This window comes from Burkholderia sp. AU17457, from assembly GCF_002223255.1.
Lineage (GTDB): Bacteria > Pseudomonadota > Gammaproteobacteria > Burkholderiales > Burkholderiaceae > Burkholderia > Burkholderia sola.
In genome coordinates, this window is the sequence record NZ_NKFB01000006.1 from 143051 (window position 1) to 159518 (window position 16468).

Below are 16468 nucleotides of genomic sequence, written 5' to 3' on the forward strand. Positions count from 1 at the left end.
TCGGCCCGCAGTTTTCGTTCGCGGGTGAGACTGCACGATCAAAAGTTCTCTACCCAAGGCCGCACCTCGATTTCCCACGACCAGGCACTCCTGTGTTGGCGCAAGAGATCGATATAGCATCGCGCGATGGCGTCTGGATCCAGTGTGCCGTCTGATGGATCCGTGCGGCCGCTTGCTCGCACACTGCCGTCCACGATGACATGAGCGACGTGGATGCCTTGAGGCGCAAGCTCACGGGCAGCACTCTGGGCCAGCCCCCGCAACGCGAACTTACCCATCGCAAAAGGAGCAGAACGTGCAAATCCTTTGATGCCGGCGGTCGCGCCGGTCAACAGGACAGCGCCTCTTCCAGCAGGAATCATGTGTCTAGCGGCTTGCTGTATTGCGTGAAATGCACCCAATGCGGTGATGGACACTGCGTGTTCGACCTGAACCGGATCGAGTTCGGCGATGGGGCCGCGGACCGCGCCGCTGGCGTTATAGATGACAATCTCGGGCGTCCCGATTCGCTCCGCGGTTTCTTTGAAGAGGCGCGCCACCTGGCCTGCTTCGGAGGCATCGACCTGCAGCGCAACGGCGCCCGTCTCGCTCACCAGCGGTGCCAATCTATCGGGATTTCGCGAGGCGATGACGACAGGAAGACCTGCGGAGCGCAGCGCACGCGTAAGGGCAGCGCTGATGCCGAAACCCGCCCCGATGAGCAGCGCATTGCCGTAGGGAATATCGTTCATGGCTTCACCGTTGGTTGAGTGTTGGCGACGAAATCCGGCTCGGGTCTTTCATGGACGGCGAGCAGATGCCGGTTGCGGATGTCGAGCACTTCCCCCATCCAGACCGGATGGTCGAGGTGGTCGGCGAGTGGACGGCCGGTATTGGGATGAACGAGTACAGTCAGTCCACGACGATTTACCATGAGCCAAGGCAGGAAGCTGCCGACTTCATGTCGGGAAAAGGCGACCTGATACATCGGCTTTGCATGAGGGCCAATCGGTTGATCGTGCCAGCGACCGAGAACGACCGGAAAGCGTTGCGCGATGTGTTCCCGCAAGACTTCGGCGACCCGTCGTTGCTCCGGGCCGTCAAAGTAAATATGCGCGTGATAGCTGCGTATCGTTTCGAGCGGCTGTACTTTCGAGTGTTCCTGCGAGTCCGCCGGCGTCACTGAATCGGCTTCAAGCATTGGCATCTCCTTCGTTTGCACTCCCGCGCCGCGTTGGCCGCGTCGAGCAGCGTGTGAGGCACCGCTCGCGCGGCTCGCGCCGCAGTATTTGCATCAGTTCGGGTAGCTGAATTGCGGCAAAAAAACCTGTACATGGCGTCTCGTGGACGCCATGCTTGCGACCTGCTATTGAAACAATGCCTCAGGCGACTGGCACTGCAGGCGAATCGAACTCGTCGGCCTTGCCGCCCGTATAGCCCTGGCGGGTTTGGGGTGCGTCGATCACCGTGTACGGAAAGATGGGAGGAATCGCGCTCGCGATGTCGAGGCGGCCGATCTGCTCTGCCGAAAGGGTGACCCGGATGGCGGCCAGATTGCTCTGGAGCTGCGCCAACGTGCGCGGCCCGATGATAGGCTGCACGCCTTTTCCGGCAACCCACGCGATGGCGATTTCTCCGGGAGTCACGCCCGCTTCGTCTGCAACGGCAATCAACGCGTCGAGGATCGCCGTACGTTGCGGGGTATTTTCGGGCTGGAACACGTTGCCGCCAAAACCTTCCCGCCTCCCGGTTTCACCATTGCGGTACTTCCCTGTGAGCATGCCGCCGCCTAACGGTGACCAGCCGACGACCCCCAGCCCCAATGCCTTGCCGGCCGGAAGAAGCTCATGCTCGCTGCTACGTTCCACAAGGCTGTATTCCAACTGAAGACCCGCGACAGGCACCGTACCGCGCAACTCGGCGATGGTTGCCGCGCGAGCCACCCGCCAGGCGGGGAAATCGGACAGGCCCGCGTACAGGATCTTGCCGGCACGTACGAGATCGTCGAATCCTCGCATGAGTTCTTCAAGCGGCGTCACACCATCGGACATGTGCGCCCACAAAAGGTCGATACGGTCGGTCTTGAGTCGCTTCAAGCTGGCCTCCACGGACGCCACCATGGCTTTGCGGCTGTTGCCCGTCGTGAGAATGCCGTCCTGAGGCGTGGCGCGATAAGTGAATTTCGACGCCAGCACAAATTCGTCCCGGTGACCATCGAGCAGTTCGCCGAGAATTTCCTCGGACTCGCCGAACTGATATCCGTTGGCCGTATCGATGAAATTGCCTCCAGCCTCCGCATAGGCTTCAAAGATGCGACGCGCCTCCGCCGGCTCGGCACCATGGCCCCAACGCGTTCCGAAATTCCCCGCACCAAGTACCAGTTCGGAGACCCTCAGGCCCGTATGTTGTCCAAACAGTTTGTATCGCATGAACGTTGCTCCTGAATGATGCTGAAATGCCGAAGTCGACACTGCCGGGAAATCGGGGCAAACCGGGCTTCGGCGACGTTTCCGCAACTGAACTAGATCTGGCTGGCGCCGCCGTCCACGGGTAAGTCGACGCCATTGATGTACGCGGCTTCGTCGGAGGCCAGAAACAAGGCGGCAGCGGCAACATCATCGGGATGCGCGATACGGCCCAGGGGATTTTGCGATGCCACATGCGCCTTCATTCCGGAAGCCGCGTTCGGATCGCCCACCAGGCCGTCGATGGCGGGCGTATCGACCATGCCGGGGCTGATGACGTTGACGCGGATCTTCCGAGCCTTCAGATCCAGCAGCCAACCGCGCGCCAGTTGCCGGACCGCCGCCTTCGTCGCGCTGTACACGCTGAATGCTTCCATCCCCCTATAGCCGGCTGTCGACGAAGTGAGAATGATCGAGGCGCCTTCGGAAAGCAGAGGAACCGCGTACTTGACGGTGAACACGACGCCCTTCAGGTTCGTATCGACGATGCTGTCGTAATGCGCTTCAGTGATCGCCGAGAGCGGCACAAACGCAGCAATGCCGGCATTCGCGAACAACACGTCCAGCTTGCCGCTCGTGTCACGAATCGTGGCGTAGACCCGCTCGAGATCGGCAGCGACGCTGGAGTCGGCCCGGATAGCCGTGACCTTGCCGGCTATTGAGCCAACGGCCGCGTCAAGCGCCTCCTGTTTGCGTCCGGTGATGTAGACGGTTGCGCCTTCCGCAGCGAAACGGGTTGCCGCGGCGAGGCCGATACCCGAACTGCCGCCCGTCACCAAGGCCACCTTTCCATTCAAACGACTTGTCATTTCACTCTCTCTAAACGTTAGGTTTGCGTTTACTTTTGTACCGCTCGGTAAGTATCTGCGGATGGACAGCGCTCCGTCAAGGACTTAATATACCGATCGGTAAAAATATTGACTGGTGCACGGATGGCAATCGGCAGGCCACGGGCGTTCGACCCGGACAAGGCGTTGGACCAAGCCCTGACTCTCTTCTGGGAGAAGGGCTATGAGGGGACGTCGCTGACGGATCTGACTGAGGCGATCGGCGTCAATAAGCCGAGTCTCTATGCTGCTTTTGGAGGAAAGGAACAGCTTTTCTTCAAGGCCCTCGCCCGCTACCAGGAGCGGCTCGGCGCCTTCGCGGCGCCATCGTTGGCGCTGCCATCGGCGCGTAGCGGAATAGAGGCGTTCTTGCGTGCCCTGGCAACATTTCAGAGTGCAAAAGGCACACCTCGGGGCTGCTTGTTGGTGCAGGGCGCGCTTACCGGAAGCGACGACTCGCGACGGGTGGCTCAGGTGCTGTGTGAAGTCCGGGAGTCGGGCGTCGAGATGATCCGCAAGTGTCTGGAGGACGCCCGTAAGCGTGGGGAGTTGCCTCCGAATACCGACATCGGAGCATTGGCGCGATTCTTCGGCACTGTTTCACAAGGCATCTCCGTTCAGGCCGCGAGCGGTGTGCCGACCAACGAGTTACATAAGACGATCAGCATTGCGATGCGGAGTTGGCCCGAGACTCCGCCGCCCAAGGCCAAAGGAACTCGGTAAGCAATTGGTTTTCAATTCGGGGAAACGTTCAGCCAGGGCGCAGGTGCTGGTTAGCTCAAGAGCGCGCGTCGCCATGTGTGACCGCAGATGATTGAACAACGGTGGTTCGCTGTCCGCTGATGATTGGCTGTTCAAGGTCGATGCCAGCCGTCGACCTCCCGCGCAAGCGCATCGTTCGATGCGCGTCACGGACGGTGCCGGACCGATAGACGCAAGCGTTAATCCCGGCCTCGCTCGAAACAGCGCCCGTCCGATCGTGGAGTAGTATTCCCCGATATCCAGGTGATTGCCCGGCGTCTACGGCGCACAGCCGACCACACCTACGTGTGGTGGCGACGGCATTGACGGAAACGCATCATGTCAACCGAGTGGAAGCACCGCGTCCGACTGTTTGTCCAGCGCTTCTGGCAGCCGACCAGCGCGTGCATGACCTGCATGCCCGGGAGCTGGGGAAACGTCATGAGCGTTACCCATTGGACTATCGCCTTTCATACGGGTCTGCTGACCGGGCTCCTGGCGGTACTTCTGACTTTCACGCCCGTCTCGAAACTCTACGCGCATCGATACGGCAATGCGGTGGTCGTAGGTGTCCTGACAACGTTGGGCGATGCCTACTCGCACACGAGCCATTACCGCATCCCCTATGTCGAGCACATCGTGACGGGGGCGATTTCGGGCCTCTTGGCGCTTGCGGCCTCATATCTCTTCGAAGACCGCGCGCGACGCCTTCGGGCGGTGTGGGCTCGGCTTGTCGGACAGCCTATCCGCTGACTTTCTGAACCTACGCCGAACCCGAAAAAAACCCGCCGGCTTACACCGGCGGGTTTTCACATCCGACCTGCACCGCGCTTCAGCGCGCCGGGTTCAGCGTCAGATTCATGTGACGGTTCACATCCTTGTACAGCAGATAACGGAACCGCCCAGGCCCGCCCGAATAGCACGCCTGCGGGCAGAACGCGCGCAACCACATGAAGTCGCCGGCTTCGACCTCGACCCAGTCCTGGTTCAGCCGATAAACGGCCTTGCCTTCCAGCACGTACAGGCCATGCTCCATCACGTGCGTTTCGGCGAACGGAATCACGCCGCCCGGCTCGAACGTCACGATGTTCACGTGCATGTCGTGACACATGTCGCTCATGTCGACGAAGCGCGTCGTCACCCATGCGCCGTTGGTGCCCGGCATCGGGATCGGCTCGACGTCCTGCTCGTTGGTCACGAACGCTTCCGGCAGCGGAATACCGTCGACGGCCTGGTAATGCTTGCGGATCCAGTGGAAACGCACCGCGGCATCGCTGACGTTGTGCAGCGTCCAGTCGGCGCCCGGCGGAATGAACGCATAGCCGCCCGGCTTCAGCGTGTGCTGCTTGCCCTGCAGCGTCAGCTCGGCCTCACCTTCGACGACGAACAGCACGGCTTCGGCGTGCTTGTCCTGCTCGGGCTTGTCGCTGCCGCCGCCCGGATTCACTTCGACGATGTACTGCGAGAAGGTTTCCGCGAAACCCGACAGCGGGCGGGCGATCACCCACAGGCGCGTGTGGGTCCAGAACGGCAGCCAGCTCGTGACGATGTCGCGCATCACACCCTTCGGGATCACCGCGTACGCCTCGGTGAACATCGCGCGATCGGTCAGCAGATCCGTCTGCGGCGGGTGGCCGCCGTGCGGCGCGTAATACGTTGTCTTAGACATATTGCATCCAGGCAATGGGTTGGTCCGGCCCCGGGCGCAAACGGCATCGAGCGGTTCGCCTGCGCGGGAAACGCACATGCGACGGCGGGACGTCGTTGCCGGGGTGGCTTGAAAGCGCATGCGCCTTCGGTCGGTCGGCCAGGCTTCGCGTCGGGTCCGTCCGTCGAGCGAACGCGGCGGCCCGGGTGGTCGGGCCGGCGGTCGGGCCGCGGCCCTCGCGATCATGCAGCGAGGCGCGGATGGCGGCACGGCTCGACTCGGTACGCGAGCATCGCCGACGATAGCGAAGTCGATCTCGATCGACCAATTAAATGTTGCGATGGTATCCATTCGATTTCCCACTACCAACCGGCGCCCGCGATACGCGGTCGGGGAGGCGCTGCGGGGCGCGCGCTGGCTATCGGGGAAATCCTGACGGTTGCGAGTGCTCTCGCGATGGGTCCGTGCACGACAACGCAGCGTACAAGCGCCCGTCCCGATGCATCCCGTTACGAGAACCGAAGGCAGCCGATACGTGCGCGGCAGTTGACCGCTGCGGCATGGTCGCGGGATACGGTCAGGTCAGAACGAGCCGACGTGTCGAAGGAAAAGCGGATGGCATTCGGCCGCCCCTGTCCCGGGTACATTCGGACGCGGCAACTGATGTCGTCGAGAAACGGAGAAAACAGCGGAAGGAGAATGACCGGCCCGTCGATCGGGCACATGGCAGCGGCTGATGAAGCCGGGGGAGAATCGCCGGTCTGGCCGGCGAAGCGGCCCGGCAGCGTGCCGGGCTGAATCTCGCGTCGGGATGCCGACGCCGTCGGCGCGCCGGTGCGCGGGTCGCGCACCGGGTCGCGCCAGCGGCGATCAGTCCCAGTCGCGGTGGTGACGATGCTTGCGGCGATGGTAGCCGCGGTCGCCGTGATCGCGATCGTACGAGCTGCGCGACATGTTGCCGCCGAGCGCCGCGCCGGCGCCGCCGCCGACGGCCGCGCCCAGCAGGCCGCCCGTGCGGCCGCCCATCGCGTTGCCTGCGGCGGTACCTGCGCCGCCGCCGAGGGCGCCGCCGATGATCGCGCCGGTGCGCTCGCGACGGTTCGACGTCACCGCGCCGCCGGCGCCGCCGCCGATCGCGCCGCCGATGACGGAGCCCGTGCTGCCGCCAACCGCGCCGCCGACCGCTGCGCCGGCAACCCCGCCGAGCGCGCCGCCGAGCGCGTTGTTCAAGTCACCGGCCATTGCCGGCAGTGCAGTCGCGCCGGTCAACGCGGCGACGACGAGAGCGGGGGCGATTTTCTTCCACATTCCCGTATTCTTCCTTGTTCGCAATTCTGGTTATCGAGGTCCGCCCGGTACGACGATCTGAATCGATCGACATCGGGCCAGGCATTGTGCCGAACCGCGGACCAATTCATTTCAACGAGCTTGCGGCGAAGAATAGCACCGGTCCCGCATTCCTGCCGTGGACATTGTGGTAACAAGTTGTTTACGAATAACAGACGATGAACGAGCGCGCCGGATCCGGCTGAAACCCTTGCCGGTATTGGCTTTGGCAAGGGTCCGACCCTGCCTCGCGACAAGCCGGTCATGCAGGCGGCCGTACATTCGAGACACACGTGGCAACACATCTGCACATGTCGCGAGCGGGTCTCCGAACGATGGTCCGGGGGGAAGATGCCGAGGGTCAGTACACGCCGGGCAGCAACCGCCACGTCCGCGCGCAGTACGCGTCGTACTCGGCGCCGAATTGCGAACGCAACAATGCCTCCTCCGAGCGAATTCGCGCGACGAGCGGCACCAGCGTCAGCACGACCAGCAGCACGCCGACGCCCGAACGGAACGCCAGCGCCCAGCCGAACGAATTGACGACCAGGCCCAGATAGCTCGGATTGCGGATACGGCTGTAGATACCGCCGGTCACGAGCGTATGGCCCGGCTGGATCGCGACGAGCCCGCTGAAGCGCTTGCCGAGCACGAACACGGGCCACATCCGCAGCACGCCGCCCGCGAGGTACAGCACGACGCCGATCCAGCGCACCGTGTCGCCGCCGGACGTCCAGACGTCGAGCCGGTCGGTCAGCGCGGGCAGGTACGCGAGCAGGAAGCCGCTCACCGCGAACGCCGCGAGCACCCAGCGGTTGTCGCGACTCTCGCGCTCTCCGCTGCTCAGGTTGCCTTCGGTGAACAGCGCGGTGACGGCCATCGCGAGCGTCGCGAGCGCGACGACGGTCAGCTGTGGATGCGAGAAGAATGCAGCGAACCCGCCGATGCCGAGCACGGCGAGCCCGAGATAGACGAGCGTGGACAGGCTCGACAGAACGATGACCTTGGGGGTGGCTGTCATGACGGCCTCGCGGGGATACGCATTCCTGTGAAGTATAGGAACTGCGCACCCCAAGTGCCGTGCAGCACCGTCATGCGGCGCGCGAACGCGCGTGCCTCGTCCTGCCGACGGCAGCCGACCGGGCCGGTATGGCCGCGGCCGGCGTGCTGCGACAGCTCAGCGGATGTGGAAGTGGCCGCCGATGCCGACGGTGACGGGTGGCGCGTAATACGCGGGCGCATACCCGTAGTAGGCCGGCGCGGGCGCGTAGCCGTACGGCGGCGCGACGTAGCAGCCGGACAGGCCGCCGATCAGGGCAAGCGTGATGAGAAGTCTGGACATGGCTCGGTTCCCGGCGCGAAAGACGAATGGCATCTCGCGAAGGCCGCGCCGCCGCGTGTCGCCGCACCACGCGACAGCCGGCACGAAGAGGCGATCCGCCCCTCCTGTCGCTCGATGAAACAATGCGCGGAGTCTAGCGCCGGGCCCGCCCGGCCGAGTTTCCCGGGCGGTTACACGTGTTACCTGGTGTGACCGCAGAAACAGGTTCTGGCGGCGCAGCGGCCGGCCGGTGGGCGGCCGCTGCGCCGGGGGCGGACGGGGTTGTTACACGAAGCGGGCACGAATGCGCTGCGCGAGCGCTTCGAGCGTCGCGGCGTCGGCGATGTCGCGCGCGTGCATCCGCAGCTCCGCGCCTTCCCAGCGCGGAATCACGTGGAAATGCACATGCGGGACCGTCTGGCCGGCTGCCGCGCCGTTGAACTGGCCGATGAACACACCGTCCGGCTCGAGCGCCGCGCGCACCGCCGCCGCGACACGCTGCGTCATGCGGATGCCGGCCGCGGCCGCATCGCCGGACAGCTCGAAAATCTGCGCGGCCGGCTCCTTCGGGATCACGAGCACGTGACCGTCGGCCTGCGGCATCAGATCCATGATCGCGAGCGTCGCGTCGTCTTCGGCGACCTTCACGCACGGCAGTTCGCCGCGCAGGATTTTGGCGAACGGGTTGTTGTTGTCGTAGGACATGGCGTTTTCCGATCTCGATTGGACAGTGGGACTGGGACAGCAATGCCGGACGATTATCGGCCGACGGCCCGCCCGATATCAACACGCGCGTCGCGCGACGCGTGCCGGATTGTGGAGCGGGCGGCAACGCGCCTGCATGCGGCCGTCGTCACGCGTCACGCAACCGCGATTGCAACGCATCGCCCGAACCTGCGACACTGCCGCATCGTTGCCGGCCGGCACGCCACCGAGGACGCTCGCGCATGACGATCCCCCTCAAGAAGCTGATTCTGCGCGGTATCGCGCTCGCGCTCGTGGCCGCGATCGGCTATACGGGCATCATGCTGTCGCGGCTCGCGCCGATCGCGACCGGCTATGCGGCCAAGGCGCTGTGTTCGGGCGTGTTCGTGTCGGGCCGCCCGGCCGCGTCCGTGATCGACGTCGACATCATGGCCGGCGTCCATCCGCTGCTGAAACTGGTACGCCCGTCGCTCGATCCCGACCATCATCGCGCGGTGGCGACGTTCGCCGGCTTCGCCGAACGCGAAGCCGACTTCCGGCCCGGGCTCGGCTGCACGCTCGCACTCGGGGCCCCGACCGGTGCGGCGGCGGCCACCTTGCCGGCCGCGTTGCCGCCCCTCCCCGATCCGCCGGTCGTGCCGCCCGACCCACCCGCACCGGCCACGCCGCCCGCCGGCATCGACGCACGCAAGCTGCAGACCGCGCTCGACCGCGCATTCGACGAACCCGATCCGGCGCGGCCGCGGCGCACGCGCGCGGTCGTCGTGATGTGGCGCGGCCAGGTGATCGCCGAACGCTATGCGCCCGGCTTCACGGCCGACACGCCGCTGCCCGGCTGGTCGATGACGAAGACCGTGACCGCCGCGCTGGTCGGCACGCTGGTCGCACGGCACAAGCTGTCGCCGAACGCGTCGGCGCTGCTGCCCGAATGGCGCGGCAGTGGCGATCCGCGCGCGGCCATCACGCTCGATGAGCTGCTGCGTATGACGAGCGGCCTGCAATTCAACGAGGACTACGACGACCCGCTGTCCGACGTCGCGGTGATGCTGTTCACGCAGCCCGATACCGCACGGTTCGCGTCGGCGAAACCGCTTGCCGCGACGCCCGGCGCGCAGTGGTCGTACTCGAGCGGCACGAGCGCGATCGTCGCGCGCGTGATGCGCGAAGCGCTGGGCGGCAGCGACGGCGACTATCTCGCATTTCCGCGCCGCGCGCTGTTCGCGCCGCTCGGGATGCGCAGCGCGGTGTTCGAGCCCGATGCGTCCGGCACGCTCGTCAGCGCGTCGTACCTGTATGCGAGCGCGCGCGACTGGGCGCGCTTCGGGCAGCTTCTGCTGCAGGACGGCGTGTGGAACGGGCAGCGGCTGCTGCCGGAAGGCTGGGTGCGTTACCTGACGCGCGCGACGCCGCAGTCGTCGCGACAGGAATTCGGCGCGCAGCTGTGGGTGAAGGTGCCGGAGCCGTTCAACGATCGCGATCCGCATGCACGCGCGATGCCGGCCGACGGGTTTCATGCGGTCGGCCATGAAGGCCAGTTCGTGAGCGTGGTGCCGAGCCGCGAACTGGTGGTCGTGCGGCTCGGCCTGTCGAGGCCGGAAGCCGCGTGGAATCACGAGGCGTTTCTCGCGCGCGTGCTCGACGCGGTGCCGGCGCCCGGTGCGTGACGACGCGCGCTTGCCCGCCGTACGCGCTACGGCGGCGGTCATGGCGACGCCGCCGCTTCAGCGCTATCCGCGCTGCATTACGGATTCGCGCTGCCGCCGTACTGCTTGAACCCTTCGCGCGTCGCGAGGCGTTCGATGTAGCGCGACACCGCCGGCAGGTCCGGATGCTCGAACGGCGTGCCGAACCAGCGGTTCACCGACAAACCGATCGGGATATCCGCGAGCGTGAACGTGTTTCCGGCCACGTACGCGCCGGTCTTTTCGAGCTGTGCGTTCAGCACGCGCATGTGCGCCGTCCAGCCCGCGATCGACCGCGCGATGCCGTCCGGATCCTGGTGGTCGGGCGACTTGCGCACGAGGCCGAGGAATGCGCCGACCCACGCGCGATTCAGGTCCGAGCCCTGCCAGTCGATCCACTGGTCGACGCGCGCACGCGCCTGCGGCTCGGCCGGATACAGCGCATCGCCGCCGTAGCGATTCGCGAGGTAGCGGATGATCGTGTTCGATTCCCACAGCACGAAATCGTCATCCTTGATGACGGGCACGAGCGCGTTCGGATTCAGCGCGAGATAGGCCGGATCGTGGGTCGTGCGGAAGCCCGCGCCCCAGTCTTCCTGTTCGAACGGCAGGTTCAGCTCGGTGCACAGCCACAGCACCTTGCGAACGTTGATGGACGGAATCTTGCCGAGGACGTGCAGCATGCAGTCTCCTTGAGAGGTCGGGTGCGGAGCGTTGGGCGCGCACGGCACGCGCCCAACGCGTTCACGCCGAATTTATACACGACCTCGCGGAAAACGGCAGACCGCGGGCGCGAAATCGGTGTGCGGCCGATTCGTCAGGTCGCGCAGCGCGTGCTCGGCCGTCGGGAAGCGGAACATGAATCCGTCCTGATGCAGCCGTGCCGGCACCACGCGCTGCCCGTCCAGCAGCAGCTCGGCCATCTCGCCCATCGCGGCGCGCAACGGCGCGGCCGGCACGTGCAGGAACGCCGGGCGGCGCAGCACCTTCGTCACGACCTGCACGAACGCGCGCTGGGTCAGCGGCACCGGCGCGACCGCGTTGTAGACGCCGCGCATGCCCGTGTTGGACATCGCTCGCGCGACGATCCGCAACACGTCGTCGCGGTGAATCCAGCTCATCACCTGCGCGCCGTCGCCGAATCGTCCGCCCAGCCCGACGTAATGCGGCAGCAGCATCGGCCGCAACGCGCCGCCCGGGCCGAACACGATGCCCAGCCGCAGCACCACCGCGCGCACGCCGTGGCGCTCGAGCGGTTGCACGGACTGCTCCCACTGCCGGCACAGCTCGGACATGAAGCCGGTGCCGGTACTGCTGCCTTCGTCGAGCCGTTCGTCGCCCGGCCGTACGCCGTAGTAGCCGATCGCCGACGCCTGGATCCACGTGCGCGGCTTGACCTCGGCGGTCTCGACCCAGCGCGTCAGCGCCTGCGTGACGCCGGCGCGGCTGGCGAGCAGCAGCGCCCGCCGGCGTTTGCTCCAGCGTGCGCCCAGCACCGGCGCGCCGGCGAGATTGACGACCGTGTCGAAGCGCTCGTGCGGCTGCAACTGGTCGACCGACGTCACGCTGCGCACGCGGCCTTGAAACAGGTAAGCCGCGCGCAACGGATCGCGCGCCAGCAACGTGACCGTATGCCCTGCATCGAGCAACTGGTTCACGAGCGCTTCGCCGATGAAGCCGGTCCCGCCGGTAACGAGTACGTTGCCCGGCCGCTGCCCGGCGAACGGGTTGGCGGCCGGCGCGCGTGGCGCGATGCGGCACGCGGCGATCCCGTCGCGCACGCCCGACAGCGTCACGCCGACGGCGAACAGGGAGAGCAACCAGCCGCGCCAGCCGAGGTCGATCGGCTGCAGCGCGGTCGGCGCATGCGCCCATACGGCGAGTTGCATCGCGATCATCCCGAACAACGCGCCGCCGTTGACGGCCAGCAGCGTATGCAGCACGCGCTCGGTCGCCGGCAGCTTGCGGCTCTGGTCCTCGACGACGAAATCCCATAACGTCAGCACCACTTCGACGAACACGACCGCCGCGAGCGCCGCGACCCACGCGCCGTGAAACGCGACGTTCGCGATCGACGCGAACACGAGGCCGTACAGCACGGACCGTACCGCGTGAATCGCCAGTTCGAGCCGCGCGCGGGGGCGGTGCGGCAGGTCCTGCGTGAGTTCGTGGTGGTAAAGCGTATCGAATGCGCCCATCGCGCCCTGCACGATCAGCAGGTTGAGCGCCCAGTCGAAAGCCGGCAACGTGTTCATGCGGTATCCCTCCTCCACAACCAGACCAGCGGCGGCACCATCGTGACGAGGGCGGCAACGTCGATCGCCACGTGCCCCCACACCTGCGCCTGCCACGACAACAGCATGTCCTGCGGCGCCCAGATCGACAGGCCGGCCAGCAGCCAGCCCCACACTTGCCGTTTCCGCAGCCGGTTGCCGAGATGGACGAGCGCGAACATCCAGACCGCGGCGCACTGCACCGTCGCGCCGAGCAGCGACATCCACCATATCTGCTGGGCGCGCGCGGCTTCGGGCGCCGCTGTCGACCAGAAATGCCGCTCGATGTCGCGGTGGTACGCGTCGAGCCAGGATGCGCCGGCGATCCACGGAATGGCCGCGCCGACCAGCAGGTGCGCGATAGCCGCTGTGTACATCGCGCTCACAGCGACGCGGCGCAGGGAGTCGCGCGGCGGGCGATTCGCCGCCGCGCTTTCGGCGTTCCTGCCGATGCTGCACGCGCCGCCTTCGCAGCAGGCTTGCGCGCGATACCCGAGCCAGCGCGATACGGCATATCGGTTGCGTGCCAGGCGGCGATACAGCGGCGCGAACACGGCACGCATCGCCGGCACGCGAAGCAGCCAGGCGAACCCGCGACGCCCGACCAGCGCATGGGCGGCGGCGATGCCGTCGATGCCGGTCAGCATGCGTCCGTCGGGCAGACGCGCATGCAGTTCGCGATTCAGCGCGGGCAGGTCGACACCCAGCGGCGCCGGATCGAAACCCGGTTCGGCGATGTCGACGAACGCCAGCCGATGTCGCGCGTCGCGGGCGTCGAGACGCCGGATTTCCGCGACGCATAACGAACATCGCCCATCGAAGTAGAGAACCAATTCACATGCGTCCACGCTTCGCACTCCTTGTTGTTATCGCAAGCATCATGAACCGATCGATCGACTGCTTTCACGCGTGCGCCGCCGCTCCCGCGCGGCGGCGGCAGGCTCACATCGGCTTGACGACCATCAGGAAGTAGACGGTCAGCATCGCGAAGAACGCCGGATAGCCGAGCAGTTCCCAGCGCTTCGCATAGCGCCAGTAGCGCTCGGGCAACGCGGCGTCGCCGTTCGCGTGCGCGAGCTTCGCCATCGATGCAAGTTCGAGCTGCAGCCACACGACCGGCAGCCAGCACGCACCGGCGACCGCATACAGCACGATCGACGCGAGCAGCCACGGCGTATGCCACGGCCAGCCGGCCGTGTGCGCGAGCCACAGCCCGGACGCCGGCTGGAAGATCACGGCCGGCGTCGTGAACCACCAGTCCGCGCGCACGACGAGCCGCGACACGGCCGCGATCGCGGGTATCGACCGCGTGCGGTTCGCGAAGAACAGATAGAACGCGGTGCCGAACCCCGTGCCGACCAGCAGCACCGAAGACAGGATGTGAAGCGCCTTGATGACGAGATAGGTATTCATGCGTGTTCTTCTTCTGAATAGAGGATCAACAGGATGGCGAGCATCGGCACGTTCTTGAGCACGGGGCCGAACGGCTCGGCCAGCAGGCCCGGCATCGTGACCGCGATGACCGCCGAGTACGCGACGATCAGCGCCGCCTGCGCGGCCCACAGGCGCCGCGACGGCGCGACGACGGTCGCGATGCCGAACGCGAAATCCAGCGCGCTGGCCGCGTAAAGCGCGATCAGCGCGGGGAGGCCCGTCAGGTGCGCAGGCGCCAGCAGCGCAAGGCTCGCGTGCAGCGGATGGATGAAGGCGCTCGCGATCGCCGTCCAGATCCACACGATCGCGAGCGCGCCCAGCAGCAACGGGCGCCGCCACATCGCGAGCGCGTCGCGGCGCAGCGCGGCGGCTTCCGCGCCGATGAAGCTGCCGAGACCGCGCGGCGGGCGGCCGAGCACAGCCGCGGTGGCCGCCGGGTCGCCCGTGTTGCCGCCGCGCAGCATCGTCCACGTGTCGCGCGTCAGCATCGCCCCCGGCAGCGTGCCGAGCAGTGCGGCCGCCGCGCCGACCAGCGGGCCCGGCAGCGTCACGCGGGCCGCCGGCGGAAATCCGAGCGCGGCACGGTAGCCGGCCAGCATCTCGCGGTATTCGACTTCGTCGCTGCCGACCACGTCGATCACGCGGCTGCCGGCCGCTCGCGAATCGCCCGGCTGTACGACGAGCCGCGCCACGACTTCGGCGAGATCGTCGACATGCACCGGGCGCAGCCGCTGACGGCCGCCCGCCGGCAATACATGTACGGGCAGGCTCGCGAGCATCCGGAAAAACCGCGCGGACGCGCCGGCCGCCCCGTGGACGAGCGCGGGGCGCACGATGCGGGAGTCGATCGGCAGCGTCTGCAGGAAGCGGTCAGCCGCCTGCTTGCTCGCGAAGTACCGCGTATCGCCGCGTTCGACCCCGAGCGCCGAGATCTGGATCACGCGCCGCACGCCGGCCAGGCAGCACGCGGTAAAGAGCGCGCACGGCGCGGCGCGATGCACGGCGTCGAGCGTCGCGCCGCGCCGATCGGCCAGCATGCCGACCGCGTTGATCACCACGTCGACGCCCTTCAGCCGCGCGAGCCACGCTTGCGGATCGACGTCCCGCGCGAAGTCGATCGCGACGTCGTGCGGGCCGGCCGCGCGGCGCACGCCGCGCAGCACGCGATGCCCGCCGGCTTCGAGCCGCGCGCACAGCGCCTGCCCGATGAAGCCGTTCGCACCGCAGACGAGCACGGTCATGCCGCGCGCGCCGGTGCGATCGGGCGGGCAGGTAGACGGCAAGGCTGCGTTCATGTTCATCCTTTATTTACAGTTATTTCTGTACAGACAGAAATAACAACCCCGAAAAAAGCGGGCTGCGTGCCCGCTCTGCCGTTACCGCTTACTTCGATGGCTTGCGCCTGACCGTCTGGCTGATCTTCGCGCCGATGCCGAGCGCCTTCATCAGCGTATCGGGCTTGAGCCGCAGCATTTCGTCGGACCAGGTCGTGAGCGTCTCGACGAACTGCAGCGTGTCGCGGATGCGCTGTTCGGTCTCGCGGCTCTCGTTCGCGATGTCCGGATTCGTCAGGCAATCGCGCAGCACCGTGAGCGTCGGCTCGATCTCGCGCTGACGCCGCCCTTCGACGATCAGCTTGAACAACTCCCAGATGTCGGTCGACGTCTCGAAGTGGTCGCGGCGGTCGCCCAGCACGTGCACGACCTTCGCGAGCCGCCACGCCTGCAATTCCTTCAGGCTCGTGCTGACGTTGGAGCGTGCGACGTTGAGCGTCTCGGCGATCTCGTCGGCCGCAACCGGCCGTCCGGCCAGGTAGAGCAGCGCGTGAATCTGCGCGACAGTACGGTTGACGCCCCACCGCGAGCCCATTTCGCCCCAGTGGAGAATGAATCGTTCGGCAATCGGTGTGAGTTCCATGGTGGGGAATTTAGTTTTTTCAGTTATTTCTGTCAAGAGAGAAACAACCAGGCGATCCAGCGCCTTCCGGCCGTGCCCGCCCGCCATCGGCCGCTTCCTTTACAATGCGCGGGATTTTTCCGATTTCAGGCCGTCCGCGCCTTTCTGACT

General features: G+C 66.3%; 19 protein-coding genes. 3 read left to right on the forward strand and 16 right to left on the reverse strand.

The features are described 5' to 3' along the window. Positions 1–38: 38 nt before the first annotated feature. From CFB49_RS27500 to CFB49_RS27515, 4 genes are all read right to left on the reverse strand, one after another. Positions 39–731: an SDR family NAD(P)-dependent oxidoreductase gene (locus CFB49_RS27500; protein WP_089437228.1), complete on the reverse strand. Its 693-nt coding sequence runs from the start codon at positions 729–731 to the stop codon at positions 39–41. Then, positions 728–1180, reverse strand: coding sequence for a DOPA 4,5-dioxygenase family protein (locus CFB49_RS27505; RefSeq protein ID WP_084044525.1), 453 nt, complete (start codon positions 1178–1180; stop codon positions 728–730). Before CFB49_RS27505 ends, CFB49_RS27500 begins: the two co-directional genes overlap by 4 nt. Positions 1181–1361: 181 nt before the next feature. Then, positions 1362–2408 carry an aldo/keto reductase gene (locus tag CFB49_RS27510; protein ID WP_069621597.1) on the reverse strand — a complete coding sequence of 349 codons (1047 nt, stop codon included), beginning with the start codon at positions 2406–2408 and terminating at the stop codon, positions 1362–1364. A gap of 92 nt (positions 2409–2500) precedes the next feature. Next, the gene (locus CFB49_RS27515) at positions 2501–3253 is read right to left on the reverse strand and encodes an SDR family NAD(P)-dependent oxidoreductase (RefSeq protein ID WP_069621598.1); all 753 of its coding nucleotides are present in this window, start codon (positions 3251–3253) and stop codon (positions 2501–2503) included. A gap of 165 nt (positions 3254–3418) precedes the next feature. Between CFB49_RS27515 and CFB49_RS27520 the strand changes: the two genes are divergently transcribed. Beyond that, positions 3419–3994, forward strand: a complete 576-nt coding sequence (locus tag CFB49_RS27520; RefSeq protein ID WP_212195511.1) for a TetR/AcrR family transcriptional regulator — start codon at positions 3419–3421, stop codon at positions 3992–3994. A 357-nt stretch (positions 3995–4351) separates the two neighbouring features. Continuing rightward, the gene (locus CFB49_RS27525; RefSeq protein ID WP_089437231.1) at positions 4352–4765 is read left to right on the forward strand and encodes a hypothetical protein; all 414 of its coding nucleotides are present in this window, start codon (positions 4352–4354) and stop codon (positions 4763–4765) included. 79 nt (positions 4766–4844) lie between these two features. Here the strand turns inward: CFB49_RS27525 and CFB49_RS27530 are convergent, their stop codons facing one another. The 6 genes from CFB49_RS27530 to CFB49_RS27545 form a co-directional block, all read right to left on the reverse strand. Beyond that, positions 4845–5681, reverse strand: a complete 837-nt coding sequence (locus tag CFB49_RS27530) for a bifunctional allantoicase/(S)-ureidoglycine aminohydrolase (RefSeq protein WP_089492909.1) — start codon at positions 5679–5681, stop codon at positions 4845–4847. Between the two features lie 488 nt (positions 5682–6169). Further along, entirely contained in the window at positions 6170–6511 is a 342-nt protein-coding gene (locus CFB49_RS36010; protein ID WP_143329328.1) for a hypothetical protein, read from the reverse strand. A gap of 19 nt (positions 6512–6530) precedes the next feature. After that, positions 6531–6968, reverse strand: coding sequence for a hypothetical protein (locus tag CFB49_RS27535; RefSeq protein WP_050012159.1), 438 nt, complete (start codon positions 6966–6968; stop codon positions 6531–6533). A gap of 379 nt (positions 6969–7347) precedes the next feature. Then, positions 7348–8007 carry a methyltransferase family protein gene (locus tag CFB49_RS27540; protein WP_089492910.1) on the reverse strand — a complete coding sequence of 220 codons (660 nt, stop codon included), beginning with the start codon at positions 8005–8007 and terminating at the stop codon, positions 7348–7350. A gap of 156 nt (positions 8008–8163) precedes the next feature. After that, positions 8164–8328, reverse strand: coding sequence for a hypothetical protein (locus tag CFB49_RS36490; RefSeq protein ID WP_162838116.1), 165 nt, complete (start codon positions 8326–8328; stop codon positions 8164–8166). A gap of 264 nt (positions 8329–8592) precedes the next feature. Then, positions 8593–9012: an HIT family protein gene (locus CFB49_RS27545; RefSeq protein WP_089492911.1), complete on the reverse strand. Its 420-nt coding sequence runs from the start codon at positions 9010–9012 to the stop codon at positions 8593–8595. A gap of 242 nt (positions 9013–9254) precedes the next feature. On the opposite strand from CFB49_RS27545, the gene CFB49_RS27550 reads away from it, so the two are divergent. After that, on the forward strand, positions 9255–10676 hold the full coding sequence (locus tag CFB49_RS27550) for a serine hydrolase domain-containing protein (protein ID WP_089492912.1): 1422 nt from the start codon (positions 9255–9257) through the stop codon (positions 10674–10676). A 77-nt stretch (positions 10677–10753) separates the two neighbouring features. Here CFB49_RS27550 and CFB49_RS27555 read toward each other — a convergent pair whose 3' ends face one another. From CFB49_RS27555 to CFB49_RS27580, 6 genes are all read right to left on the reverse strand, one after another. Beyond that, positions 10754–11377, reverse strand: a complete 624-nt coding sequence (locus tag CFB49_RS27555; RefSeq protein WP_089492913.1) for a glutathione S-transferase family protein — start codon at positions 11375–11377, stop codon at positions 10754–10756. A 72-nt stretch (positions 11378–11449) separates the two neighbouring features. After that, entirely contained in the window at positions 11450–12949 is a 1500-nt protein-coding gene (locus CFB49_RS27560) for a TIGR01777 family oxidoreductase (protein WP_089492914.1), read from the reverse strand. Continuing rightward, positions 12946–13815 (reverse strand): thiol-disulfide oxidoreductase DCC family protein, encoded by an 870-nt coding sequence (locus CFB49_RS27565; protein WP_089492915.1) that lies wholly within the window; start codon positions 13813–13815, stop codon positions 12946–12948. The genes CFB49_RS27560 and CFB49_RS27565 overlap by 4 nt, the downstream gene beginning before the upstream one ends. Positions 13816–13909: 94 nt before the next feature. Further along, positions 13910–14380, reverse strand: a complete 471-nt coding sequence (locus CFB49_RS27570) for a DUF2269 family protein (RefSeq protein ID WP_089492916.1) — start codon at positions 14378–14380, stop codon at positions 13910–13912. Beyond that, complete coding sequence (locus CFB49_RS27575) at positions 14377–15696, reverse strand: SDR family oxidoreductase (RefSeq protein ID WP_089493135.1); 1320 nt, start codon at positions 15694–15696, stop codon at positions 14377–14379. Before CFB49_RS27575 ends, CFB49_RS27570 begins: the two co-directional genes overlap by 4 nt. A gap of 88 nt (positions 15697–15784) precedes the next feature. After that, a complete protein-coding gene (locus tag CFB49_RS27580) occupies positions 15785–16318 on the reverse strand; it encodes a GbsR/MarR family transcriptional regulator (RefSeq protein WP_069621610.1) in 534 nt (177 codons plus the stop codon). Positions 16319–16468: the final 150 nt, after the last annotated feature.

Coding starts and splice junctions, on each gene's coding strand:
- CFB49_RS27500 (WP_089437228.1), bottom strand. CDS start 731: ATGAACGATATTCCCTACGGCAATGCGCTGCTCATCGGGGCGGGTTTC.
- CFB49_RS27505 (WP_084044525.1), bottom strand. CDS start 1,180: ATGCTTGAAGCCGATTCAGTGACGCCGGCGGACTCGCAGGAACACTCG.
- CFB49_RS27510 (WP_069621597.1), bottom strand. CDS start 2,408: ATGCGATACAAACTGTTTGGACAACATACGGGCCTGAGGGTCTCCGAA.
- CFB49_RS27515 (WP_069621598.1), bottom strand. CDS start 3,253: ATGACAAGTCGTTTGAATGGAAAGGTGGCCTTGGTGACGGGCGGCAGT.
- CFB49_RS27525 (WP_089437231.1), top strand. CDS start 4,352: ATGTCAACCGAGTGGAAGCACCGCGTCCGACTGTTTGTCCAGCGCTTC.
- CFB49_RS27530 (WP_089492909.1), bottom strand. CDS start 5,681: ATGTCTAAGACAACGTATTACGCGCCGCACGGCGGCCACCCGCCGCAG.
- CFB49_RS27535 (WP_050012159.1), bottom strand. CDS start 6,968: ATGTGGAAGAAAATCGCCCCCGCTCTCGTCGTCGCCGCGTTGACCGGC.
- CFB49_RS27540 (WP_089492910.1), bottom strand. CDS start 8,007: ATGACAGCCACCCCCAAGGTCATCGTTCTGTCGAGCCTGTCCACGCTC.
- CFB49_RS36490 (WP_162838116.1), bottom strand. CDS start 8,328: ATGTCCAGACTTCTCATCACGCTTGCCCTGATCGGCGGCCTGTCCGGC.
- CFB49_RS27545 (WP_089492911.1), bottom strand. CDS start 9,012: ATGTCCTACGACAACAACAACCCGTTCGCCAAAATCCTGCGCGGCGAA.
- CFB49_RS27550 (WP_089492912.1), top strand. CDS start 9,255: ATGACGATCCCCCTCAAGAAGCTGATTCTGCGCGGTATCGCGCTCGCG.
- CFB49_RS27555 (WP_089492913.1), bottom strand. CDS start 11,377: ATGCTGCACGTCCTCGGCAAGATTCCGTCCATCAACGTTCGCAAGGTG.
- CFB49_RS27560 (WP_089492914.1), bottom strand. CDS start 12,949: ATGAACACGTTGCCGGCTTTCGACTGGGCGCTCAACCTGCTGATCGTG.
- CFB49_RS27570 (WP_089492916.1), bottom strand. CDS start 14,380: ATGAATACCTATCTCGTCATCAAGGCGCTTCACATCCTGTCTTCGGTG.
- CFB49_RS27575 (WP_089493135.1), bottom strand. CDS start 15,696: ATGAACGCAGCCTTGCCGTCTACCTGCCCGCCCGATCGCACCGGCGCG.
- CFB49_RS27580 (WP_069621610.1), bottom strand. CDS start 16,318: ATGGAACTCACACCGATTGCCGAACGATTCATTCTCCACTGGGGCGAA.